We start from the raw sequence: 23,341 nt of genomic DNA, 5'->3' as shown, positions 1-23,341 counted from the left end.
CAAAATGAGCGCGAACAACGAATTCCCTTTCTTTGTCTCAGCCGGCGACATCCTCACCGACCTCGTTCGGACCGGCACCTCGCAATGGCTCTCGCGCCCTGGCGGCGCCGGCTGGAACGTCGCGCGCTGCGTCGCGCAGCTCGGCTTGCCGACGGCATGCGCCGGATCGCTGGGCGTCGACAATTTCTCCGATGAACTGTGGAGCGCGAGCGTCGCCGCGGGTCTCGACATGCGCTTCATGCAGCGCGTGGAGCGCCCACCCTTGCTGGCAATCGTTCATCAAACGCATCCGCCTGCCTACTTTTTCATGGGTGAAAACGGCGCCGATCTGGCGTTCGATCCGGCGCGCTTGCCGGCGGGCTGGATGGGTCAGGTGAAGTGGGCGCATTTCGGCTGCATCAGCCTGGTACGTCAACCGCTTGGCGACACGCTTGCAGCGTTGGCCGCGGAGTTGCGCTCGCGCGGCGTGAAGATCAGTTTCGATCCGAATTACCGGAACCTGATGGAGCACGGATACGAACCCACGTTGCGAAAAATGGCCGCGCTGGCAGATCTGATCAAGGTGTCGGATGAAGATTTGCGGATGTTGTTCAAGACGGACGACGAGGCCGCCGCACTGACACAGTTGCGGGCCATGAATCATGCCGCCACCGTGCTGGTGACGCGCGGGCCGGACACGTCCATGTTGATCGACGGCGCCATGATCGTGGAGGCCCGGCCGCCGCGGGTCGAGGTTGTCGATACCGTGGGTGCCGGAGATGCTTCGATTGGCGGTCTGCTGTTCAGCCTGATGACCGCGCCGCAGCGAGCGTGGCCGGAGCATCTCGCCTTTTCGCTGGCCGCCGGCGCGGCAGCTTGCCGCCACGCCGGTGCGCATGCGCCTTCGCTGGATGAGGTTGTCGCGCTGCTGTAGTTTTTTTGCCTTGTGCGGCGCGTATTGTTGTCGACGCTGGTTGTCGACGCCGGTTGCCAGCATCGGCGGTCGGCATCGAGTGCCGCGCGGGCGGAAAACCGAATCTCGATCATCGTGCTAGGATGAAAAAACCCAATCCTTTGGAAGAAGGAGCGTCGCCATGGATGACATCACCTACACCAAGGGCATCTACACGGCCGCCGCCTCGATAAGAGAAGTACGAAGCGACACGTGGCAGGGCATCGTTACCCTTTCCCGCGACGAAGGCGAAGCAAGCGCTGACCAGGAAACCACGGTCTACGAAGTCGACACCACCTCGTCCACACCGGAAGAAGCGCTCGAGGAAGCCAAGGCCCTCGCGCACCGCATCCTCGGGGAAATCGAACTTTAGGCAACCCGGCGCCGCATCCATCGCACTGCGCCATTCCTGAATCAACCGGCTGGAGGCGATCATGGCTGAACAGCTCTTCCTCTACGGCGTGTACTCGATTCACGTCCGCCCTCTCGAACTCAACGGCGCGCGCTGGGACGCGGAATACGAAATCCGGCATCGCGAGAAAGCCGTCAAATCGTGGACCACCATTGGCGGCGACAACGGCTACGCGGACGAAGCCGAAGCAATCGGCGCAGCGCACCTGCAAGCCGTCGACGACATCGAACACGGTGCCGGCATTCCGAAGCCGCGGGCCTTTCCGTAACCTCACCGCAGCGCACCGGAAATCACCATCCGTGCGCTAGCCGGCGTGCTACGCTTTGCGCGTTTTCATCTCCACGAGCACGCGATGGCTACTGAACCATCAGACCGCTTTTCCGGCATCGCCGACGACGAAGCGCGCGAGCAGAAGCGTCGCGCGCGCGGCAGCCGGGAATTGCGGCTGGACGATCGCGTCGTCATCGCGCACGGCATGCCGACGCCGCTCTGGCAGGATCTCTATCACCGTGCACTGGTCGTCCGCTGGCCGACGTTCTTTGTCTCGCTCGCCGTTTTGTTCCTGCTGCTCAACACCGTGTTTGCGACGCTCTACATGCTCGGCCGGGCACCGATCGCCAATCAGTTTCCGTCGGGTTTCGGCGGCGCGTTTTTCTTCAGCGTCGAAACGCTCGCGACGGTCGGCTACGGCGACATGCATCCGCAAACGGTCTACGCCCACTGGATCGCGACGCTGGAGATCTTTGTCGGCATGTCCAGTATCGCGTTGGCGACGGGGCTGATCTTCGCGCGCTTTTCACGCCCGCACGCCAAGATCATGTTCGCCCGCTACGCGGTCGTCTGGCCGCTCGAGGGCCGCATGACGCTGATGGTGCGCGCCGCCAACGCACGTCAAAACGTGATCGCCGAAGCGCGGGCGAAACTTCGCCTCATGCGACTGGAAACCTCCGCCGAAGGTTATACGCTGCGCAAACTCTACGACTTGACGCTGGTGCGCGACCAGCATCCCGTGTTCAAACTGGGCTGGGTCATGATGCACGTCATCGACGAAAGCAGTCCGCTATTTGGCGAGACCGCCGAAACGCTCATGGGCCGTGATGCGTCGCTGTGGCTCACGCTCGAAGGAGTCGACGAATCGACCTCGCAAACCATGCAGGCGCGCCATATGTGGCGTTGCGAGCAGATCCGCTGGCAACACCGCTTCGTCGACGTCATGCGCGAGGAAAACGGCGTGAGTCACATCGATTACTCGCATTTCGACGAGGTCGTGCCGCTCGACGCAACACCGGTCGCCGCGTCCATGGCGAAAGCGCCTGCGCCGTAAGCCGCGGAGGCGTAGCGGGACACCAGGGCATACCCGAACCCGTCAACCGCGTGGCAAATCCATCTCAAAACTTCATTAAAACGCGTGCCGCGTCGCGCGGTTTCGTCGAACGCCTGATCAAGTAGAAAAAATTCACTCCAATCGGCGCTAAAAAATAGAGTCTCTTTCGCTGCGTCACTTTAGGTGGTCCCCATCCACGGCGCGCGGATACAAAACACCGGAGACTCACCCATGACCGCTCGCCTGCCCCTCGACGGCACGCCCGCTCTCGCCGATTACAAGCTGTCCGATAATCTCACCGCCACGCGCGGGCGAATCTTCCTGACCGGCACCCAGGCGCTGGTGCGCCTCGTGCTGATGCAGCGCGCACGGGATAAGGCGCACGGCATGAACACGGCCGGCTTCATCAGCGGCTATCGCGGCTCGCCGCTCGGCATGGTCGATCAGCAGTTGTGGAAAGCGAAGAAACTGCTCACGGCGAGCGATATTCGCTTTTTGCCGGCGATCAACGAAGAACTCGGCGGCACCGCCGTGCTCGGTACGCAGCGGGTGGAATCGGACCCGGAGCGCACCGTCGAAGGCGTATTCGCGATGTGGTACGGCAAAGGCCCGGGCGTGGATCGCGCGGGCGATGCGCTGAAGCACGGCAACGCGTACGGTTCGTCGCCGCACGGTGGCGTGCTGGTGGTGGCGGGCGACGATCATGGTTGCGTGTCGTCGTCGATGCCGCATCAGAGCGACTTCGCGTTGATGGCGTGGCATATGCCGGTGGTGAATCCGTCGAACATTGCCGACATGCTCGAGTTCGGTTTGTACGGCTGGGCGCTGTCGCGTTTCTCGGGCGCGTGGGTCGGCTATAAAGCGATTTCGGAAACGGTCGAATCGGGCTCGACCGTCGACCTCGATGCGCTGCAAACCGAATGGACGATTCCACAGGATTTCGAAGTTCCGGCTGGCGGCTTGCATAACCGTTGGCCCGACCTGCCGAGTCTTACGATCGAAGCGCGGATGCACGCGAAGCTCGACGCGGTTCGTCATTTCGCGCGCACCAATAGCATCGACAAATGGATTGCACCGAGTCCGCATGCGAACGTGGGTATCGTCACGTGCGGCAAGGCGCATCTGGACCTGATGGAAACGCTGCGCCGGCTCGATCTGACGGTCGCCGATCTGGAAGCGGCCGGCGTGCGCATCTACAAGGTCGGCTTGTCGTTCCCGCTCGAAATGACGCGCATCGACGCGTTCGTGTCCGGTTTGTCCGAAGTGCTGGTGATCGAGGAGAAAGGCCCGGTCATCGAGCAGCAGATCAAAGATTATCTGTACAACCGCACGCAAGGCACGCGACCGATCGTGGTCGGCAAGAATGCTGAGGACGGCACGATGCTGCTGTCGTCGCTCGGTGAATTGCGGCCGTCGCGCATTCTGCCGGTGTTCGCCAACTGGCTCGCGAAGCACAAGCCGGCGCTGGATCGCCGCGAGCGCGTGGTCGATCTGGTGGCGCCGCAAATTCTCTCGAATGCCGCGGATAGCGTGAAGCGTACGCCGTATTTCTGCTCAGGCTGTCCGCACAACACCTCGACCAAAGTGCCTGAAGGTTCGATCGCGCATGCGGGGATCGGCTGTCATTTCATGGCGTCGTGGATGGAGCGCGACACCACCGGGCTGATTCAGATGGGCGGTGAAGGCGTCGACTGGGCATCGCATTCGATGTTCACAAAAACGCGCCACGTCTTCCAGAATCTCGGCGACGGCACCTACTTTCACTCGGGCATTCTCGCGATCCGCCAGGCGGTGGCCGCGAAAGCCACCATCACGTACAAGATCCTCTATAACGATGCGGTGGCGATGACCGGCGGCCAACCGGTCGACGGCAGCATCTCCGTGCCGCAGATCGCGCGTCAGGTGGAAGCCGAAGGCGTGTCGCGCTTTGTCGTGGTCAGTGACGAACCGGAGAAATACGACGGTCACCACGATCTCTTTCCAAAGGGCACGACGTTCCACCATCGCAGCGAAATGGACACCGTGCAGCGTGAATTGCGCGATACCGACGGCGTGACCGTGCTGATCTACGATCAGACCTGTGCCGCTGAAAAACGGCGTCGCAGGAAGAAAGGCGAGTTTCCCGATCCTGACAAGCGTCTCTTCATCAACGAAGAAGTTTGCGAAGGCTGCGGCGATTGCGGCGTGCAATCGAACTGTCTGTCAGTGGAGCCGGTTGAGACCGCGTTGGGGCGCAAGCGCCGCATCGATCAATCGTCGTGCAATAAAGACTATTCCTGCGTGAACGGCTTCTGCCCGAGCTTCGTGACGGTGGAAGGCGGCAAGCTGAAGAAAGCCGCGGGCGCCGCGTTCGATCCTGTAGCACTCGCCGCACGCGTCGAAGCCTTGCCGATTCCCGCGACGCATCTCGATGCCGCGCCGTACGATATTCTCGTAACCGGTGTCGGCGGCACGGGCGTCGTGACGGTCGGCGCATTGATCAGCATGGCCGCGCATCTGGAAGGCAAAAGCGCGTCGGTGCTCGACTTCATGGGCTTCGCGCAAAAGGGCGGCTCGGTGTTGTCGTTCGTGCGCTTCGCCGCGCGCGACGAGTGGCTCAATCAGGTGCGTATCGACACGCAACAGGCCGACGTGCTGCTCGCCTGCGACATGGTGGTGGGCGCGAGCGCCGATGCGTTGCAAACGGTACGTCATGGCCGCACGCGCATCGTCGTCAACACGCACGCGATTCCGAATGCGACCTTCGTGCAGAACCCGGATGCGACACTGCATGCCGACGCGTTGATCGACAAGATGCGCCACGCCGCAGGCGACGATCGCATGTCGACGTGCGACGCCCAGGCGCTCGCCACGCGCTTTCTCGGCGATACCATCGGCGCGAACATTCTGATGCTCGGTTATGCCTGGCAACTCGGCCTCGTGCCGGTGTCGTTCGCGGCGATGATGCGCGCGATCGAATTGAACAACGTCGCCGTGCAGATGAATCAACTGGCGTTTTCGATTGGGCGTGTTGCTGCGGAAGACCCCGCCGCGCTGGAATCGCTGTGGCAAGCACGGCATCTGGCGAAACAGGTGGTGCGCGTCGATACGCTCGACGAACTGATCGCCCATCGCGAGGGCCGTCTCCAGACGTACGGTGGCGCAGGTTACGTTAAGCGCTATCGCGCGCTGGTCGAGGCGGCGCGCCGTGCCGAAACCGCGGTCGATGCAAAAAGCGAACGCATCACACGTGCAGTGGCGACGACGTTCTATCGGCTGCTCGCGGTGAAGGACGAATATGAAGTGGCGCGCCTGCATACGGACAGCGCGTTCCGTGAAGCACTGGAGGCGCAATTCGAAGGCGTCGCCGGCAAGGACTTCGGCATCAAATTCAACCTCGCGCCGCCGACGCTCACACGTCCGCAGCCAGGCGTGAATCCAACCAAAAAGACTTTCGGTCAATGGATGTGGCCGGTGCTCGGCGTGATGGCGAAATTCAGCAGTCTGCGCGGCACGCTGTTCGATCCGTTCGGCCGTACGCTCGAACGCAAAATGGAACGCGAACTCGCCGACGATTACGAAACCACGCTACAACGCGCGTTTTCGAAGCTCGACGCGAGCAATCTGGAAGACATTGCGAAGCTCGCCGATCTGCATGCGCGTGTGCGCGGTTATGGTCACGTGAAGCTGGCAAATCTGGCTGGCGTGAAGCGCGGCGAGCGCGATCTCGCTGCACGCTTGCAGATCGAAGCGGCGACGAGCGCTTCGGTGAAGAAGTCGTTGGACGAGGTTAAGGGCGCCGGGCAGTTGCGCGGGATTCCGGTTGTGGTTGCGAAGTAATTCCTTCGCCCGTGAAAAAAATGCCGCTTCGGGTTGAACCTTGAAGCGGCATTTTTTCGCCTGATGGATTTGTTATGCGTTGCGTCTGGGAGTGTTGATTTTCCGCCGGATCGGTTTGCTACGCACTGCGCCCAATCGCGCTGATTATCTTCCTGACGAATTAACTATGCTTTGCGTCCAGCAGCGCTCGCACCTGCGCGACTTTCGCCGCATCGACGGGTGCGAGTCCGCTGCCGCCAACGCGCACACCCGAACCGAAGTGAACCGCTTTAACGTGCGTCGCGCTCACGAAGCCGGCCACCGCATCAATCGTCAACCCCGCGCCGGCCAGCACCGTGCAATGTGAGCCGGACGCTTGCCGTACCAGGTCACGCACGATCGACTCTGCCTGCAACACCGACGGCTTACCGCCCGAGGTCAGCACATTCGTCACGGCATTGAAACCGAGCAGCACGTCGAGCGCCTCGTGCAGATCACGCGTTTCGTCGAACGCACGATGGAAGGTGATCGCCAGACCATCGGCCGCATCGATTGCGCGCGCGAGGCCTTCGCGATCGATCTCACCGTCCGCCGTCAGCATGCCAATCACCACGCCGTTCGCGCCAGCCGCTTTGACTGCACGCACGTCGCGCAGCATCACGGCATAGTCGTCGGCGTCGTACACGAAGGAGCGGCTATGCGGCCGGACGATGACGTTGACGGGTACGGCGCTCGCGGCAACCACCGCTTCGATCAGGCCAAGGCTCGGCGTCAACCCGCCCTCGCCCATCGCGGTAACGAGTTCGAGACGGTTCGCACCGGCCTCAACGGCAAGCCGGGCGTCGGCAACGGTCGTGGCGATGACTTCAAGTAGGACTGACATGAGCGCGGCTGTGTGTCGTTAAAAACGACATGATCTCAGAACCGCCGTCGCTCTCCCAATCCGCACCGTCAGAACCGTCGCTCCCCCTTCCAATCGAACCACCTAAACCGTCGGCCCGCCCCGATCAGACCATCGAATCCACTATTCCTCGACCCAGTCGATATCGCCGCACAGCACGCACGTCTGCTCGCCGACACGCGTCGCCACCGAGAGCGTCACGCACGGCAACGCCTCGTTAATCGACAGATACGGACGCGTCACATGCACACGTTCCGGCGCATTGATTGCAGCGCGGAAATACGGACGACGCAGCCAGTTCGCCCCTTGCGCATCGGCAAGTGGCAGAAAGCGCGTTTCATGCGCCGCGCGATCGGCGCGCAACACGACATTACGACCCGCCTGCTTGCCCTTCGCATCGAGCAGGAAACAGCGTGCGGCATGGTCGAGCGCGAGGAAATTCCAGCAGACTTCCTCAAGCGGTTCGCCGGCAGCGAGCCGTTCCGCGGCTCGCTCGAACGCCCGCAGGTACGGTGTGAGACGGCTCGCATTGCGGCGCTCGCGCGCTTCGGCCTGTTCGCGATAACGGTCGGTCACTTCGCTGATGCAAGTCACGGCGTGCGCCGCGTCGGCCGCGCCGGGATTCGGTCGGCCGAAGAAAAAACCTTGCACGAAGTCCGCGTCGCAGGCGAGCGCCATCTGCGCTTCATACTCCGTCTCGACACCTTCGATCAGCACCAGCTTGCCCGCTTCGTGCAGCAGCGCCACCAGCCCCGGCAGGATCGTCGCCATATCCGCACGATGCGCGGCGTGCGACAGCATGATGCGGTCAAGCTTCACGATGTCGGGATTCAGTTGCCAGATCCGTTCGACATTCGAGTGGCCCGCACCGAAGTCATCGAGTGCAATCAGGAAACCGCGCTCACGGAACTGGCGCACCGCGTCGGCGAGACGTTCGAGATCTTCCGCGCGTTGCTCGAGCACCTCCAGCACGATGCGCCGCGGCGGCAGATCGAGGCGCTTCAGCGTGGCCAGCAAGGCGGCGGCGTGATACGGATCGGTCAGCGCGCCAGGATGGACGTTCAGGAACAGCCATTCGCGCTCGGCGCCGAGCACCTTGAAGTTCTCCAGATGCAGGGTCTGGGCGAGCCGGTCGACTTGCAACACGTCGCCCAGACGCGCCGCCTCGCCGAATACGTCGAGCGGCGACACGGGCCTGTCGAGCGCATCGTGCGCGCGCAGCAGCCCCTCGTAGCCGACCGCCCGCATATGCGACAGGCTGAAAATCGGTTGAAATACGCTGGTCAGCGTCAGCTCGCCATGCTGCACCGAAAAACGTTCGAGCCCCGACGTCACCTCGACATCGAAGCCATGCGGCACGCTGGCCGTTCTTTCCTGTTGCGCAATCGTCATGCAATCCTCTCACGCGAGAGCCGGGCCGGTCCGAACGCGGAAGCGAACAACCTCGGCACCGTTTCTCAAAATGTGCGTCATCGATATTCCTTAAGCAAGCTCCATGCGCACGCTGGCGCACATTCGATTGAAATTTGCATGAAAGATTGCACCGGCGAAAGAGAACATGCGCCGCCTGCGGGCGTGATGCGCACCGTTTAGGTGCAAAGCCTTACCTGGACGTTTGCCCGCAGCGCTCGCGGAATCTTGCCGTGTAATCGCTGGAGTCTTGCCGGGTTGACGATGAGGTGATGCGTCGCCGGGCTAAACTTCGGCCTTATGTCTTATGCCTCATGCACGCTTCGTGACTGATAGAGGGCGACATCGCCGGCTATCGCAGAGGAAACGCCGTTATATCTCCAGAAATAGACCGATGGAAATTGTCTTTACCGTACTGATTCTTCTGCTCGCTGTCGCCGCTTCCGGCGTCGTGATCCGGATGTTGCCGATCGCGTTGCCGTTGCCACTCGTCCAGATCGCGGTCGGCGCATTGCTCGCATGGCCCAGGCTCGGATTGCACGTCAGCTTCGACCCGGAAATTTTCATGATGCTGTTTATTCCGCCGCTGCTGTTCGCGGATGGATGGCGCATCCCGAAGCGCGAATTGTTCATGGCGCGCCGCTCCGTTCTGATGCTTGCGCTCGGCCTGGTTTTCATGACGGTGCTGGCGGTCGGCTACTTCGTGCATGCCCTGGTGCCGTCGATTTCGCTGCCGGTTGCATTCGCGCTGGCAGCGGTGCTGTCGCCGACGGATGCGGTGGCGTTGTCCGGCATCGCGGGCAAGGGCAAGATTCCTGGACGGCTGATGCACATCCTCGAAGGCGAGGCGTTGATGAACGACGCGTCGGGCCTTGTCGCGTTGAAGTTCGCGATTGCCGCGGCGCTGACGGGTGTGTTCTCGCTGCGCGATGCGTCGATCAGCTTCGTGATCATCGCGGTGGGCGGTCTTGCGACGGGCGCGGCGGTGAGCTGGGTGTTCAGTTTCGTGTCGGCGCGCTTTCTGAGTCTTAACGAAGAAGGCGATCCGGCACCCGGCGTGGTGATGACCTTGCTGATTCCGTTCGCCGCCTATCTGATCGCCGAGCGCTTCGAGTTGTCGGGCATTCTGGCGGCAGTCTCAGCCGGCATGATGATGAATTACGCGAGCATTGTGAATATCGGGCCGGTTTCGTCGCGAGTGCGCGCGAACAGCACATGGACGATGATCGAGTTCGTCTTCAACGGCATGGTGTTCATTCTTCTGGGATTGCAGTTTCCGCATATTCTTGGCCGGGCGCTGCTCGACGCACACGAAACCAGCGACGCGCAGGTGTGGCTGCTGATCGGCTACATCGCCGCCGTGGCGGCGGCGCTGTACGCGATGCGCTTCGTGTGGGTCTGGCTGCTGCGCTGGTTCGCGAGCCGCGGCGCGGCGAAGCACGGCGTGGCGAACGCCGTGCCGGGGTTGCGCACGGTCACGGTGACGACGGTGGCCGGCGTGCGTGGCGCGGTGACGCTGGCGGGCGTGTTGTCGCTGCCCGAGGTGTTGCCGAACGGTACGCCTTTGCCAGGACGTGATCTGGCGATTTTCATTGCCTCCGGGGTGATTCTTTTATCGCTGCTGGTGGCAGTGGTGGCGTTGCCGCTGCTGTTGCGCGGCTGGCGGCGAGGCAAGGATCCGCATGCCGCGGAAGAAGCGATGGCGCGCACGATGGCGGCGCAAGCCGCGATTCGCGCGGTTGACGAAGTGCACGATACCGACTGCGCGGATCTGGATGAGTCCGCATCGGCATATGCGGCGGATGTCACCGCGAGGGTGATGGATGTTTATCGGCGCAGGCTTGCCACGCTTGGAGACGAACAGGAGCCGCGGGAGTTGGCGCGTCGTGCCGATGCGCTGGAATTCCGGATGAAATTGGCGGCGATGAGGGCTGAGCGGAAGGCGCTGCTCGCGCTGCGCAATAGTCAGGAGATCAATGATGAGACTTTGAATAAGCTCATGCGGGAGGTGGATTTGTCGGAGACGGCGCTTACTGTGCGGAGGAAGTGAAGGTTTAGGTTTGGTTTTGCCTTTGGCGGGGGTTGGGGTTGGTTTTGCCTTTGGCGGGGGTTGGGGTTGGTTTTGCCTTTGGCGGGGGTTGGTTGTTTTGGTTGTTTGCCTGCGCGGCGCTTTGTTGGCTGGTTTGAGTGCCTACGGCGTTGGGGTTTGCGTGGTTTGGTTGTCTGCGCGACGCTTTTTTGTCTGGTTGCCTGTGGCGGTGGGTTTGGCTTGATCTGGTTGCCTGTGCGACGCTTATTGTTGTGCGCCTACGGCGTTGGCCTTTCCTTGTTTTCTTATTGGTTTATTAGTGTCGCCCCTGTGCGGGGCAGGCACCTACTTTTCTTTGCCTGCTGCAAAGAAAAGTAGGCAAAAGAAAGCAGCTCACACCGCTAACTCTTAAGCGGGTCCCCCGCACAGTCACGGCAGTGGTGCATCTGGAATCCGTGCCCTCGCACATTCGGCCTCAGTGACACAGCAGTCATACTTCCCGCCTCGCACCACGTGCTCGCCGGAAGGGTTCATCAGGAGCCAGGGGCTCCGTTTGGGCGTGGTGGGGCCATCGGCGTTGCCTCGCCACGAACGGGTCTGTCTGGGAAACCAGGCTCTTCGTTTAGTTGCGGTGGGGACTCGTTTGGGTGCGGTGGCAACCATCGGCTTCGCCTTGACGGAGCTTCATTGCCCTGCCGCCTTTTTCGCTCAGCAGTACATTACAAGGCCGCACCGTACTCCGTGCTCGCGGTCATTCGCGAAGCTTCCCGTCGTGCTTGATGGTCCCGGTACTTCAAAGGGCAACTTGCCGTTTGTTGCGTCCAGCGACGCTTCATATGTAGTGGGCTACATTTTGCATCGGCGGCGATTCTGAAACACTGAGGCCGTCGGCATTTCGCCGAGGCAAAGCCAATGGCCCCACCACGCCCAAACGAAGCCCCAAGTTCCTCTGGCAGACCCTTCCGGAGAGCACGTAGTGCGAGGCGGGAAGCATGACTGCCTTGTCACGAGCGCGGAGTGTGCGAGAACACAGATTCCAGATGCACCACTACCTTGGCTGTGCGGGGGACCCGCTTAAGAGTTAGCGGTGTGAGCTGCTTTCTTTTGCCTACTTTTCTTTGCAGCAGGCAAAGAAAAGTAGGTGCCTGCCCCGCACAGGGGCGACGCTAATAAACCAATATCAATTCAAGGAAAGGCCAAAGACCAAAGACCAAAGAATCCAGATCAAGGAAAGACCAACGCCGCAGGCGCACAGACAATAAGCGCCGCGCAGGCAACCAGATCAAGCCAAACCCACCGCCACAGGCAACCAGAAAAAAAGCGTCGCGCAGACAACCAAACCACGCAAACCCCAACGCCGTAGGCAATCAAACCAGCCAACAAAGCGCCGCACAGGCAAAAAAAACCACTCCCTTAAGCCACCGGCCCCTGCGCCGGCTTCCTCCTCAGGAGAGCGTACAGAATGATCGCCCCAAAGGTAGCAGTCCCAATCCCGCCAAGCCCAAATCCACCGAGCTTCAACGAAAAATCCCCAGCGCCCAGCACGAGCGTCACCGCTGCCACAATCAGATTCCGGTTGTCGGAGAAATCGACCTTATTCACAACCCAGATGCGCGCGCCGGTCACGGCGATCAACCCGAACACGACAATCGATACTCCGCCCAATACCGGCCCCGGAATGGTCTGAATCACCGCCCCAAACTTCGGCGAAAAACCAAGCACGAGAGCAATTACCGCTGCGATCACAAACACCAGCGTCGAATAAATCTTGGTCACGGCCATCACGCCAATGTTCTCGGCATAAGTCGTCACCCCCGTACCACCGGCAAAGCCGGACACAATCGTCGCGAGTCCATCGCCGAGAAATGCGCGGCCGACATAGCGGTCCAGGTTCTGACCGGTCATCGCGCTGACCGCCTTGATATGTCCAAGATTCTCAGCAACCAGAATCACCGCGATCGGTGCGAGCAAGGTCATCGCCTGCATGTTGAAAACCGGCGCCGTGAAATGCGGCATACCAAACCACGCGGCGTTCGCCACAATCGCAAAGTCGATCGGCTTACCCATGCCAAGACCATTCGTGACGATCGCGTAAATCACGTACGCCATCAGCAAACCGACCAGAATCAGCAAACGCTGCAGCATGCCGCGCGCAAACACCGCGACCGCGCCGACGCACAGCACCGTCACCAGCGCCATCCACGAATCGAAGTTGCTGCCGCTCACGCCATGCACCGCTATCGGTGCAAGATTCAACCCGATCACGCAGACAATCGCCCCGGTCACGACCGGCGGCATCAGCGTTTCAATCCATTTGGTGCCGACCGCCGACACGATCAGGCCAATGATCGCGTACGCCACCCCGCACGCGATGATCCCGCCCAACGCCACCGGAATGTTCATGTTCGGACCGTGGCCGCCATAGCCCGTGACCGCGATCACCAGACCGATGAACGCGAAGCTCGAGCCGAGATAGCTCGGTACACGCCCGCCCACCAGCACGAAGAACAACAGCGTGCCGATCCCCGACATGAAGATGCACAGGTTCGGATCGAAGCCCATCAGCAACGGCGCAAGCACGGTCGAACCGAACATCGCGACGACGTGCTGAATGCCCATTGCAAACATCTGCGGCCACGCGAGGCGCTCGTCGGTGCCGACAATGCGGCCCTCGGCAGCGTCAGGCTGAGCGCGCCAGCGTGGGAAATAGGAATCGGCCATGGCGGGGGTTCTCCTCTGTCGGCGTTTTAGTGGGCGACGCAGCGAAACTGCGCCGTCGGGGAATTACGCGCGAGTGTACGGAGAGCCATCAGGCCTGGCAAGGGTGGCAAAAGCCGCGCAAAGAGCGCTACGCACGCCTCGCCGTCGAATAGCACGGAGATCGCCAGACAAAGCCATCTATCAATGGCGCAAGCCGCGATGCCTCCGACGACCATCCACGTAAGCGGCACGTCCCTGTGATTCACCATCAACGCAAGCGGTCACGCGCTCGACGATCATCCGCGCGAGCAGCACCGCCCTGGTTCACCACCAACACAAGCAGTCAGGCCCTCGACGATCATCAGCACGAGCAGCACTACCCTGATTCACCACCAACACAAGCAGTCACGCCTTCGACAATCATCCGCACAAGCAGCACCGCCCCGACGCATCACCAACACAAGCAGTCACGCCCAAACGATGCCTCATCATCGCCCGCTCCGTCAGCCCTGCCGCGCCTCCAGCGAAAACACGGTGACTGCCGCCTGCAACTGCCTCGCCTGGTCCGCCATCGACGACGCCGCAGCGGCCGCCTGTTCGACCAGCGCCGCGTTCTGCTGGGTCACGTCGTCCATCTGCGCGACCGCGCGGTTTACTTCCTCGATGCCAGTGCTTTGCTCCTGCGACGCCGACGAAATCTCGCCCATGATGTCGGTCATGCGCTTCACTGCATGCGTGACTTCCGCCATCGTCTGACCGGCCCGCTCGGCCAATTCGGCGCCGCTGCCCACGCGCGCCGTCGAGCTCTCGATCAGCTCCTTGATCTCCCTGGCCGACACCGCGCTGCGCTGCGCGAGCGAACGCACTTCCCCCGCCACCACCGCAAAGCCACGCCCCTGCTCGCCCGCCCGCGCCGCTTCCACCGCTGCGTTCAGCGCGAGAATGTTGGTCTGAAAGGCGATCCCTTCGATTACCGCGATGATGTCGGTCATGCGCTTCGAACCGGCCGCCAACTCACGCATCGTTTCGACCACGTCGCCGACCAGACTGCTGCCGCGCGCCGCCACTTCCGAAGCGCCATGCGCGACGCCGCCCGCCTGCTGCGCATTCTCGGCATTCAGCTTCACCGTCGATGTCAATTCCTGCATGCTCGACGCGGTTTCCTGCAACGCGGCAGCCTGCTCTTCGGTGCGTTGCGACAGATCGGTATTGCCTTGCGCGATCTCGCCCGAGGCCATCAGGATCGATTCGCTCGACTCGCTGATACCCGACACGATGCTCGCCAGCCGCTCACGCATGTTGTGCAGCGCGAACAGCATGCTGCCGGTATCGTCGGCACGGGTGTCGACACGCACGCTCAGGTCGCCATCGGCGATGCGGTTGGCGATATGCATCGCGTAATCCGGCTCGCCGCCAAGCTGGCGCGCGAGGCGTCGCGCAATCACGGTTGCGAGCAGCGTGCCCGCCGCGATCGCGCCCAGCACCAACGCAAGCATCACGACGCGCATGTGCTGATACTGGGCGCTCGCCTCCTGCTGGGCCTCGTTGGCTTGCTGACGGCGATAGTCGATCAGCGCCGTGATGCGATCGCGCAGCGCCTCACTCGACGCGATCGCGCGGCGCACGAGTTCGTTGTTGTCGACGCCGGCGGGAATCGGCTCGAGGCCGATCTGCTGATGCACGATGCCCTCCCACACGGCCGACTTGCGCAGCACTTCGTCGAACATCTCCTGACCCTTGGCTGTAGCGATGGTCGCGCGATACTGGTCGTAGGCGCCGTGCATCTCCTTGAGCGAGGCGACGATGCTGTCCTTCAACTTCTGACGGCCGGCGTCGTCGGCTGCGTAGCCGAGATTCGCGGCAGCAAGATCGGAATCGATCTTGTGGCGGTTCGCCTCTTCCATCCAGTAGAGGCCGTTCATGTGTCGGTTGCAGATGGCGTCGGTAATGGCGTGCATCGACGACAACGTCTTCAGCGAAGTCCCGCCGATCACGACGCAAAACCCGATCACAACGGCAAACGCCAACAGCAGCTTCCTGAATACGGTCATGCGGTCGAACCACTTCATCTCACCATCCTTCACAAGTCCTGGGGGAACGCTCGCGTCGCTGCGGCATGGCGAAATGCATGGCGAAATATTTCGCTTTTTTTCGGATACGTGGCGACGCTGCCACCTCTCTTACGGCTGCGATAACAGCGGCCTGAAGCAATAAATGGTGGACATAACCGGGACAGGATGATGTAAGCAATGCCTGGTACACGGCGCCGGATCGTTCCGTCAACGTGCTTTGCGCGTCAGCGCGGTGATTGGGATTTGTCTGATATATGGGGACGAGTCCAACTCTTAAACTTTGTTTGCTGCGTTCATCTCCATGAGTAAGCGCACGCAATGTTGTTGTAACTCTCCGACTTTCCGCTCACGCTCCCCGGCGTGAGCGGCTTTTTTTCGTCCATACGTTTCGTTGACCCAGGCACTCGCCAGTACGCAGGCGAATTACGCATGCGTGACGAACGCACCATCGGCAAGACGCAGCGTGTAATGACGCACGTCTTCTGGCCATGCCGCGACGATCTTGCCAAACCGCGCCCGATCGTCGGCATAGAGCGCGCGCGTTGCATCTTCATAGCCGGGCAGATTGCCGGCGAGTGCGGTCATGAAGCGATACACGGCTTCTTGTGCTGCGCGTTTGCGGCCCTTGTCCTCGCCCGCCAGTCGCGCCGCTTCGACCAGTTTGCGCAGCGCAACCGAAGCGCCGCCCGATTGTCCGTTGAGCCAATCCCAATGACGCGGCAGCAGCGTGACCTCTCTTGCCACCACACCGAGCTTGGGACGGCCGCGGCCACGCGGCGCATCGTCCTCTTCAGCGCCTGCGGTTGGTTCAGGTTGCTCACTCGGTGCCTGGCTTGCCAGCCGCGCCAGAATCTCTTCGGGCGAGCCGCGCAAATCAAACTCGACCGGACGGCTGGTGATGTCGTCGAAAATCAGCACAGGCGCCTGTTCTCCACGCGCCAGCACCTCGCGTACAGCGAGCGCCACCTCGGACAAGGCGCCCGAGGCGATACGGCGGTACCCCTCGAAGGCGGTGCAGGTAGCAGGATGGGTGGCCATGACAAACTCCGAAAGATGAATTTGTCGAATTATATCCGGGTATAAAATAGATGCAACATATTACCCGGGTTAAATTAACCAGAAAACCCAGCTCGTTCGCGCTCCTCACCGCGGCGGCGACACCACGACGGTCTGCCGATGCGCCCGCGCCGCCGCCGGATAACACAGCACGCGGTTGCGGCCAGCATCCTTGGCCTCGTAAAGCGCCTCGTCCGCGGCGTTGACAAGCGCCCGGCTTGTCGCGAATGCCTGGCTTGTAGTGCACGCAATGCCGATGCTGACGGTCAGCACATGGTGCGAGCTCGCGACATGGCGAAGCTCGAGCGCCTGAACCTCGGCGCGAATTCTCTCGGCGATGTTCACCGCCCCGGCCTGGTCAGTATCCGGCAGCAGCACGGCGAATTCTTCGCCGCCGTAGCGCGCCGCGGTATCGCCCGGGCGCCGCACGCTCTGCCCGATGCAGCGCGCCACGGCGATGAGCGCGTCGTCGCCGGCCGAATGGCCGTAGAGATCGTTGAAGCCCTTGAACGTGTCGACGTCGATCAGCAGCATCGACAACGGCCACCCGTTGCGTTGCGCGCGGCGCCACTCCTCCTCCGCGTGTTCCTCGAAAGTGCGGCGATTGTTCAGGCCGGTTAGCCCGTCGGTGCACGCCAGCACGCGTAGCTCTTCTTCGGCCGCGCGGCGCTGCCGCAGTTGCTGCGAGAAGAGGATGGCGAGCGCTATGATCGCCAGGTCGAGCGCCGCGATCAGCGAACCGATGATCCACGCGCGACGCCGCCATTCCACGTAGATATCGTTCGTCGAGAGCGCAACATCGAGAATCAGCGGATACATATCGATATGACGGAACGCGTACCAGCGCTCGACGCCATCGATCGCCGCCGTGCCGAAGAAGTCCCCGCTCGGCTGCTCGGTAAAGCGCGAATAGTTCGCAGTGCCGGTCAGATTGCGACCGATGATGTTCGCATCGTAGGGACGCCGCATCAGCATCGTGCCGTCGCTCAGCATCAGCGCCATCGAACCACCCGCGCCGAGATTCATACCGGCGAACAGATGCCTGAAGTAAGTGAGTCGCATCGTGCCGACCACCACGCCGCCGAAGCTGCCGTCCGGCCGCGAGATACGGCGGCTCAACGCAATGCTCACTTCCTTGCTGGTCATCTTGGGCGTGAACGGATGGCTGACATACAGGCCGACATTGGGAGAGTCGCGCTGAACCTTGAAGTAATCCCGATCGGCGAGATTGACGGGCCGCGGAGGCGTTGATTGCGAATCGAAAACGACATTGCCCGTTGTGTCGACGACGAGAAGCGAGCCCAGGTCTTTTGCGCTGGCGGAACCGTCGAACAGCACCATCTGACGGATCGCCGGCGGCAAATCCAGCACGCCGGGCTGTTTCAGGCCGTCGATTACCGCCCGTAGCGACAGGTCGTAGATCTCGAGGTTGCGCGACACATCGCGCTCGACCAGCAGCGAGACGTTGAAGACGGAGTCCTGCGCACGCCGCAGTGCGTCATCACGCATCTGCGCCAATACCCACACCGCAATCGCGAGGATCGCACTGGCCACCACAATGCTGATGGCAATCACGATGTTCGGTCGGCGCGTCACCATGAACTTTTCATTCGAACATGCGCTGACCCACGCGCTTGAAGAAGGTGGCCGCGTCCGGAAGGCGCGTCCCATGAACTGGTAGCCTACCAGACGCCGACGCGCGTCAAACGAAAGAAAAGACCATTTTTGGGCGCCGTGGGCAGAAATTTCGACGATGGCGTGCCTCATGCCGCGGCCGCCAATACGGGTGCGGCACCGGCATCACGCCTTCAGAACGGCACGGAGTGCAGATGATGTGCTCGCAAGCGTACTCGAGCGTGCATCGTCACGCCCGCCCAGCGCTCAGTGGGCGTGCAGATCGAGCGCCGGCTCGGAAGCGGCGCGGCTGAGCGCACGGATGTCGGCGACCTCGAGCACAGCCTTGGCGGCGCCATGGCGCGCCACCTCCAGCATCGCCTGGCCGATGTCTTCGGTACTCAGAATGAAGTTGGGGAAAAGCGCGCGCAGCGTCGACAGAATGGGCTTGGCTGCTGTGTAGAACAAACGGTACGAGCGGGTCTTCGAACGGGCACCGTTCAGCGGTTCGATCACACCGGGACGAAACAGGTAGACCGCCTTGAACGGCAGCCGCTGCAGCGCGTTCTCGGTCCTGCCCTTGACCCGCGCCCACATACTGCGGCCGCGCTCGGTGCTGTCGGTACTCGCGCCGGACACGTAGACGAAGGTCATCTGCGGATTGAGACGGGCAAGCGTCTGCGCCGCGGCCATCGTCAGGTCATAAGTCAGGCGCGTATAGTCGGCCTCCTGCATGCCGGCGGATGAGACGCCCAGGCAGAAAAAGCACGCATCGAAACCCTTCAGCGATGCTTCCACGGCCCGGTAGTCCATCATGTCCGGCTGAACCAGTTCGACGAGGCGCGGATCGAGCTGGCCCGTGCGAGTGCGGCCAACGGTCTGAACCGTCTCGACGTCGGGTGCGCGCAGACATTCACGCAATACGCCCTGGCCGACCATGCCGGTCGCGCCGAATATCAAAACCTTCATGATGCATGCTCCGTGATCGCGCCCGGCCAGCGCGCGTTGGTCGACCCTTCGATATATCCCACAAGCGGGCGGCGCCCGCTGTGTCCTTAGTGTGGCGAGTACTCAGGCTTTCGCCGATGCGGCAGGAAACGCCGGCAACGGTGTGGGCGCTGAGAAATCGGTCGCGGTACTGATCGTTCGCCACGCTTCCGCGCTTGCAGCACGCGCCTTGTCGCCTTCACCGGCGTAATGCAATGCGTCACTGCCGAGCAGGAGATGGGCCGGCAACGAATCGTGATACGCCAGTTTCAGGACGACTTGCGCAACCTTCGCGGGGTCGCTGGTTTCGTTGCCGATGTGGTGGGACAGCATATCCACTATTGCGCCCACCGAGGGCACATAATCCGGCAGCAACTCCGGCAGCGCGCCGCTCGCCTCGGTGCCCCAGTCCGTTTTCATGCCGCCGGGCTCGAGCGCCGTCACGTGAACGCCGAACGGCGCAAGCTCCTGGCTGATCACCTCGGTGAAACCGCCGACCGCCCACTTCGCCGCCTGATAGGCGCTCAATCCCGCGATACCGACACGGCCGCCCACCGACGAAATCTGGATCACATGCCCGGCTCGCTGCTTGCGCAGCACCGGGAGCGCCGCGCGCGTGACGTTAACCACACCATAGAAGTTGGTGTCGATCTGCGCACGGAAATCCTCCTCGGTGGTTTGCTCGAACGGCGACAGGTGACCAAAACCTGCATTGTTCACGACGACATCGAGCCGGCCGAATGCGTCGACCGCCGCCTGTACCGCATTGCGTGCCGCCACCGGATCCGTGACATCCAGCGCAACCGCGCGAACCTGCTCGCCATATTGTTTGAGCAGATCGTCCAACTGACGCGGATCGCGCGCTGTCGCCAGGACGCGCTCACCGGCGTGCAAAGCTGCTTCGACAATTTCACGCCCAAGCCCGCGGGCACTTCCTGTAACCAACCAGACTTTCGACATCGTGTGCTCCTTCATTTAAATGAGCAAGCAGGCACTCATTAATTAGACAAAAAAATTACTTCTGAACAATCGCGTGCCAGAACGCTTCAAAGCCGGCCTTGCGATAACGGTCGGCGTTAGCCGGTTCGCGAGCGATGAAATCCATGGTGGTCTCAGCCAGCGCCGCCATGATCGCCGACAGAAACGCCGGCGGATGATCACGCAAAGCGCCGCTCGCCACGCTTGCCTGAATCATTGTGTTGATGTCTGCGAAAGACTCCATGCCCGTCGCGCGTGTGCAGTCGGTCAGCCGCTCCGACACGGACAACTGCGCCATCGCCCGGCGTTTTTGCGGCTGCGCCACGCCCCAGTCGACGAACTTGTCCCACACGTATTGAGCGCGCTCGCGCACGCTGGCTTGCTTCGGGTAGGTCGTCATCATCACTTCGCGCAACTCCGCCTTGATGTCCAGGTAGAGCTGGTTCAGCAATTCGTCTTTATTGTCGAAGTAGGTAAACAGCGTTCCTTCAGCCACACCCGCGAGTTTTGCGATGCGCGCGGTGGGCGCGCTCAAGCCCTGCTCGGCAATGACCTCAGTTGCCGCGGCAAGGATGGCGTTGCGCTTGTCTTCGCTTTTCGGACGGGCCATACGGGGTTCGCTTCGACTACAGACTATAAATGAGTGATTGCTCAATCATATCCAGGAATGCCCGCTTGTTCAAGCCATTTTATTTTTGCTGTTCGGGGCTCGCCAGAAGGTCATGTGCTCATGCTGCGGCCGTCGAAGTGACTCAGGCGGTAGCTGAGCTTGCTACAGCGACTGCGGATGACGGGCGGGATAAGTTCTGATCGGAGTCTTTCCGATGACGCGCTCGAAAAGGTGCTGCGCTCCCGCGTGACCGGCACACGGGAGCGCAGTTCATCACGACGCGGCGCGTCGTCTTCGGTCGGACCGTCAGGCGGTCTTTTCCGAAGCAACAGGGAACGGCAGCGATTGGATCCGCCTTCCGGTAGCCGCAAAAATCGCGTTCGCTACCGCCGGCCCGACCGGTGCGACACCCGGCTCGCCGACACCCGTCGGCGCTTCGCCCGACTGCACGATATGCACCTCGACCTTGGGCATCTCGGCGAACCGCAGCACCTGGTAGCCGTCGAAGTTGTTCTGCTCGACCTTGCCGTCCTTCAGCGTGATCGCGCTGTGCAACGCCGCGCCTAGACCGAAGCCGATGCCGCCTTCCATCTGTGCGGCAATGACGTCGGAATTGATCGGCGTACCGCAATCCACCGCGCAGACAACGCGTTCCACTTTCACGTTGCCGTCCTTATCGACGGAGACTTCCGCGACTTGCGCGACGAACGTCTTGAACGCCTCGGCCACCGCGATGCCGCGCCCGCGGCCTTTCGGCAACGGTTTGGCCGGGTCCCAGCCCGCTTTCGCCGCGGCGAGTTCGAGCACGCCCCGCATGCGCGGTTCGTGCGCGAGCAGATCGCGACGGAACACGAACGGGTCCTTGCCCGCGGCATGCGCGGCTTCGTCGATGAAAGCCTCGACCGCGAATGCCGTGTGCGAACTGCCGACCACTCGCCACCACAACACGGGCACGCCGGTCTGCGTAGTCGTCAGCTCGACCGAGATGTTCGGAATCGCGTAGGCCACGTTAGCGGCCCCTTCGACGGACGTCCCGTCGATTCCGTTCTTCACCATCACGCTCGCGAACGGCGTGCCGGCAAGAATCGACTGGCCGACAATGCGATGCCGCCAACCGACGAGCTTGCCGTCCGCGCTCAGGCCCGCGTCGAGCTTGTGGAAGTACATCGGCCGGTAGAGGCCGCCGTGGATGTCGTCCTCGCGGGTCCATTGCAGCTTGACCGGCGTACCGTTCGCACCGAGCGCCTTCGCGATCGACACGGCCTCGACGATATAGTCCGACTGGGTGTTCGCGCGCCGCCCGAAGCTGCCACCCGCATACAGCGTGTGGATCTTTACCTGCTGCGGATCGAGCCCGGCCGTGCGCGCGGCGTTGCCCTGGTCGACCGTCTGAAACTGGTCGCCGGCCCAGATCTCGCAACTGTCCGCAGTGAGCTTGACGACGGCGTCGAGCGGCTCCATCGGCGCATGAGCGAGATACGGGAACGAGTAAGTGGCCGAGATTTTCTTCGCCGCGCCCGCGAGCGCCTGGGTCGCATCGCCATCTTTACGGGCAGATGCGCCGGGTTGCTCGGCGAGTTGCCGGTATTCGGCCATGATCGCGTCCGAGCTGCGCTTTTCGGCCTTCGAATCGTCCCATTCGACCTTCAGCGCATCGCGGCCCTGCTTTGCCGCCCAGAAGCCCTTCGCGACCACCGCGACGCCGCCAGGCACCTGCACGACCGAGACGACTCCCGGCACCGCTTTCGCGGCCGATGCATCGAACGACTTGACCGTTGCGCCGAAGAGCGGCGGACGCTGCAACAGCGCGACCAGCATGCTGGGAAACGTCACGTCGAGCGTGAACTGCGCGGTGCCGTTGGTTTTCGACGGCACGTCGACACGCGGCAGCTGATGGCCGATCAAACGAAAATCCTTCGGCGACTTGAGCGCGACCTTGTCCGGCACCGGCAAGCGAGCCGCGGCCGACGCGAGCGCACCATAGGTCGCGGTCCGGTTCGTGGCCGTGTGATGAACGCTGCCGTCGCGCGTCGTCAGCTCGGATGCGGGCACCTGCCACTGCGCGGCGGCGGCGGAGACCAGCATCGCGCGCGCTTTCGCGCCGGCTTCGCGCAATTGCATCCACGAGTTGGCCATCGCCGAACTGCCGCCCGTGCCCTGGATCGTGCCGAACGCGAGATTCGCGTAGCGCTTCGCATCGGCGGGCGCGCTTTCGACACGCACGTCCTGCCAGTTCGCATCCAGCTCTTCCGCGACGATCGTCGCGATGCCGGTGTACGCGCCCTGGCCCATCTCGACGTGCTTCGCGATGACCGTGACGCTGTTGTCCGGCGCGACGCGCAGGAACGCATTGGGTGCGAACATCGCGTCGGGCATCGTGGCGGCGAGCGCGCGGCGGCCCGTGCCCGCCCATTCGAAGCCGATGGTGAGGCCGACTGCCGCGACGGCGCCGGCTGCTTTCAGGAAGGTCCGGCGCGACGGGCGTACCGCATCCTTGAGATCGAGATCGGTCGTCATGG

At 62.3% G+C, this 23,341-nt stretch carries 16 protein-coding genes; 6 read left to right on the top strand and 10 right to left on the bottom strand.

The window, feature by feature from the left end:
- Positions 1–4: 4 nt before the first annotated feature.
- From ACOSV0_RS01175 to ACOSV0_RS01155, 5 genes are all read left to right on the top strand, one after another.
- Positions 5–913: a carbohydrate kinase family protein gene (locus ACOSV0_RS01175; protein ID WP_434108190.1), complete on the top strand. Its 909-nt coding sequence runs from the start codon at positions 5–7 to the stop codon at positions 911–913.
- 160 nt (positions 914–1,073) lie between these two features.
- Positions 1,074–1,304 (top strand): hypothetical protein, encoded by a 231-nt coding sequence (locus ACOSV0_RS01170; protein WP_434108189.1) that lies wholly within the window; start codon positions 1,074–1,076, stop codon positions 1,302–1,304.
- Between the two features lie 61 nt (positions 1,305–1,365).
- The gene (locus tag ACOSV0_RS01165; protein WP_434108188.1) at positions 1,366–1,611 is read left to right on the top strand and encodes a hypothetical protein; all 246 of its coding nucleotides are present in this window, start codon (positions 1,366–1,368) and stop codon (positions 1,609–1,611) included.
- 84 nt (positions 1,612–1,695) lie between these two features.
- Positions 1,696–2,667 carry an ion channel gene (locus ACOSV0_RS01160; protein WP_434108187.1) on the top strand — a complete coding sequence of 324 codons (972 nt, stop codon included), beginning with the start codon at positions 1,696–1,698 and terminating at the stop codon, positions 2,665–2,667.
- A 231-nt stretch (positions 2,668–2,898) separates the two neighbouring features.
- The gene (locus tag ACOSV0_RS01155) at positions 2,899–6,486 is read left to right on the top strand and encodes an indolepyruvate ferredoxin oxidoreductase family protein (protein ID WP_434108186.1); all 3,588 of its coding nucleotides are present in this window, start codon (positions 2,899–2,901) and stop codon (positions 6,484–6,486) included.
- Positions 6,487–6,646: 160 nt separating this feature from the next.
- Here the strand turns inward: ACOSV0_RS01155 and ACOSV0_RS01150 are convergent, their stop codons facing one another.
- Together ACOSV0_RS01150 and ACOSV0_RS01145 are read right to left on the bottom strand one after the other, a co-directional pair.
- A complete protein-coding gene (locus ACOSV0_RS01150) occupies positions 6,647–7,348 on the bottom strand; it encodes a copper homeostasis protein CutC (protein WP_434108185.1) in 702 nt (233 codons plus the stop codon).
- Positions 7,349–7,489: 141 nt separating this feature from the next.
- Positions 7,490–8,758, bottom strand: coding sequence for a sensor domain-containing phosphodiesterase (locus ACOSV0_RS01145; RefSeq protein ID WP_434108184.1), 1,269 nt, complete (start codon positions 8,756–8,758; stop codon positions 7,490–7,492).
- Positions 8,759–9,170: 412 nt separating this feature from the next.
- On the opposite strand from ACOSV0_RS01145, the gene ACOSV0_RS01140 reads away from it, so the two are divergent.
- Complete coding sequence (locus ACOSV0_RS01140) at positions 9,171–10,826, top strand: Na+/H+ antiporter (protein WP_434108182.1); 1,656 nt, start codon at positions 9,171–9,173, stop codon at positions 10,824–10,826.
- Between the two features lie 1,392 nt (positions 10,827–12,218).
- Here the strand turns inward: ACOSV0_RS01140 and ACOSV0_RS01135 are convergent.
- The 8 genes from ACOSV0_RS01135 to ACOSV0_RS01100 form a co-directional block, all read right to left on the bottom strand.
- Positions 12,219–13,526 carry a solute carrier family 23 protein gene (locus tag ACOSV0_RS01135; RefSeq protein ID WP_434108181.1) on the bottom strand — a complete coding sequence of 436 codons (1,308 nt, stop codon included), beginning with the start codon at positions 13,524–13,526 and terminating at the stop codon, positions 12,219–12,221.
- A gap of 482 nt (positions 13,527–14,008) precedes the next feature.
- Positions 14,009–15,574, bottom strand: coding sequence for a methyl-accepting chemotaxis protein (locus ACOSV0_RS01130; RefSeq protein WP_434108180.1), 1,566 nt, complete (start codon positions 15,572–15,574; stop codon positions 14,009–14,011).
- 426 nt (positions 15,575–16,000) lie between these two features.
- Positions 16,001–16,615 (bottom strand): DUF2239 family protein, encoded by a 615-nt coding sequence (locus ACOSV0_RS01125; RefSeq protein WP_434108179.1) that lies wholly within the window; start codon positions 16,613–16,615, stop codon positions 16,001–16,003.
- Positions 16,616–16,720: 105 nt separating this feature from the next.
- The gene (locus ACOSV0_RS01120; protein ID WP_434108177.1) at positions 16,721–18,232 is read right to left on the bottom strand and encodes a sensor domain-containing diguanylate cyclase; all 1,512 of its coding nucleotides are present in this window, start codon (positions 18,230–18,232) and stop codon (positions 16,721–16,723) included.
- Between the two features lie 282 nt (positions 18,233–18,514).
- Positions 18,515–19,216 (bottom strand): NAD(P)H-binding protein, encoded by a 702-nt coding sequence (locus ACOSV0_RS01115; RefSeq protein ID WP_434108175.1) that lies wholly within the window; start codon positions 19,214–19,216, stop codon positions 18,515–18,517.
- Positions 19,217–19,318: 102 nt separating this feature from the next.
- Positions 19,319–20,194 (bottom strand): SDR family NAD(P)-dependent oxidoreductase, encoded by an 876-nt coding sequence (locus tag ACOSV0_RS01110; RefSeq protein WP_434108174.1) that lies wholly within the window; start codon positions 20,192–20,194, stop codon positions 19,319–19,321.
- A 55-nt stretch (positions 20,195–20,249) separates the two neighbouring features.
- A complete protein-coding gene (locus ACOSV0_RS01105) occupies positions 20,250–20,822 on the bottom strand; it encodes a TetR/AcrR family transcriptional regulator (protein WP_434108173.1) in 573 nt (190 codons plus the stop codon).
- 306 nt (positions 20,823–21,128) lie between these two features.
- A complete protein-coding gene (locus ACOSV0_RS01100; protein ID WP_434108172.1) occupies positions 21,129–23,339 on the bottom strand; it encodes a molybdopterin cofactor-binding domain-containing protein in 2,211 nt (736 codons plus the stop codon).
- Positions 23,340–23,341 lie beyond the last annotated feature (2 nt).

The sequence above is a fragment of the Paraburkholderia caffeinilytica genome, from assembly GCF_051027425.1.
GTDB lineage: Bacteria > Pseudomonadota > Gammaproteobacteria > Burkholderiales > Burkholderiaceae > Paraburkholderia > Paraburkholderia caffeinilytica_A.
Note: the sequence above shows the minus strand (reverse complement) of the source record. Positions and strands in the feature narration are given on the sequence as shown.

Bases quoted from the DNA above. Each gene is read 5' to 3' on its own strand.
- ACOSV0_RS01170 (WP_434108189.1), top strand. From the start codon at position 1,074: ATGGATGACATCACCTACACCAAGGGCATCTACACGGCCGCCGCCTCG.
- ACOSV0_RS01135 (WP_434108181.1), bottom strand. From the start codon at position 13,526: ATGGCCGATTCCTATTTCCCACGCTGGCGCGCTCAGCCTGACGCTGCC.
- ACOSV0_RS01105 (WP_434108173.1), bottom strand. From the start codon at position 20,822: ATGGCCCGTCCGAAAAGCGAAGACAAGCGCAACGCCATCCTTGCCGCG.
- ACOSV0_RS01165 (WP_434108188.1), top strand. From the start codon at position 1,366: ATGGCTGAACAGCTCTTCCTCTACGGCGTGTACTCGATTCACGTCCGC.
- ACOSV0_RS01115 (WP_434108175.1), bottom strand. From the start codon at position 19,216: ATGAAGGTTTTGATATTCGGCGCGACCGGCATGGTCGGCCAGGGCGTA.
- ACOSV0_RS01125 (WP_434108179.1), bottom strand. From the start codon at position 16,615: ATGGCCACCCATCCTGCTACCTGCACCGCCTTCGAGGGGTACCGCCGT.
- ACOSV0_RS01140 (WP_434108182.1), top strand. From the start codon at position 9,171: ATGGAAATTGTCTTTACCGTACTGATTCTTCTGCTCGCTGTCGCCGCT.
- ACOSV0_RS01110 (WP_434108174.1), bottom strand. From the start codon at position 20,194: ATGTCGAAAGTCTGGTTGGTTACAGGAAGTGCCCGCGGGCTTGGGCGT.
- ACOSV0_RS01145 (WP_434108184.1), bottom strand. From the start codon at position 8,758: ATGACGATTGCGCAACAGGAAAGAACGGCCAGCGTGCCGCATGGCTTC.
- ACOSV0_RS01160 (WP_434108187.1), top strand. From the start codon at position 1,696: ATGGCTACTGAACCATCAGACCGCTTTTCCGGCATCGCCGACGACGAA.
- ACOSV0_RS01175 (WP_434108190.1), top strand. From the start codon at position 5: ATGAGCGCGAACAACGAATTCCCTTTCTTTGTCTCAGCCGGCGACATC.
- ACOSV0_RS01120 (WP_434108177.1), bottom strand. From the start codon at position 18,232: ATGGTGACGCGCCGACCGAACATCGTGATTGCCATCAGCATTGTGGTG.
- ACOSV0_RS01155 (WP_434108186.1), top strand. From the start codon at position 2,899: ATGACCGCTCGCCTGCCCCTCGACGGCACGCCCGCTCTCGCCGATTAC.
- ACOSV0_RS01130 (WP_434108180.1), bottom strand. From the start codon at position 15,574: ATGAAGTGGTTCGACCGCATGACCGTATTCAGGAAGCTGCTGTTGGCG.
- ACOSV0_RS01100 (WP_434108172.1), bottom strand. From the start codon at position 23,339: ATGACGACCGATCTCGATCTCAAGGATGCGGTACGCCCGTCGCGCCGG.
- ACOSV0_RS01150 (WP_434108185.1), bottom strand. From the start codon at position 7,348: ATGTCAGTCCTACTTGAAGTCATCGCCACGACCGTTGCCGACGCCCGG.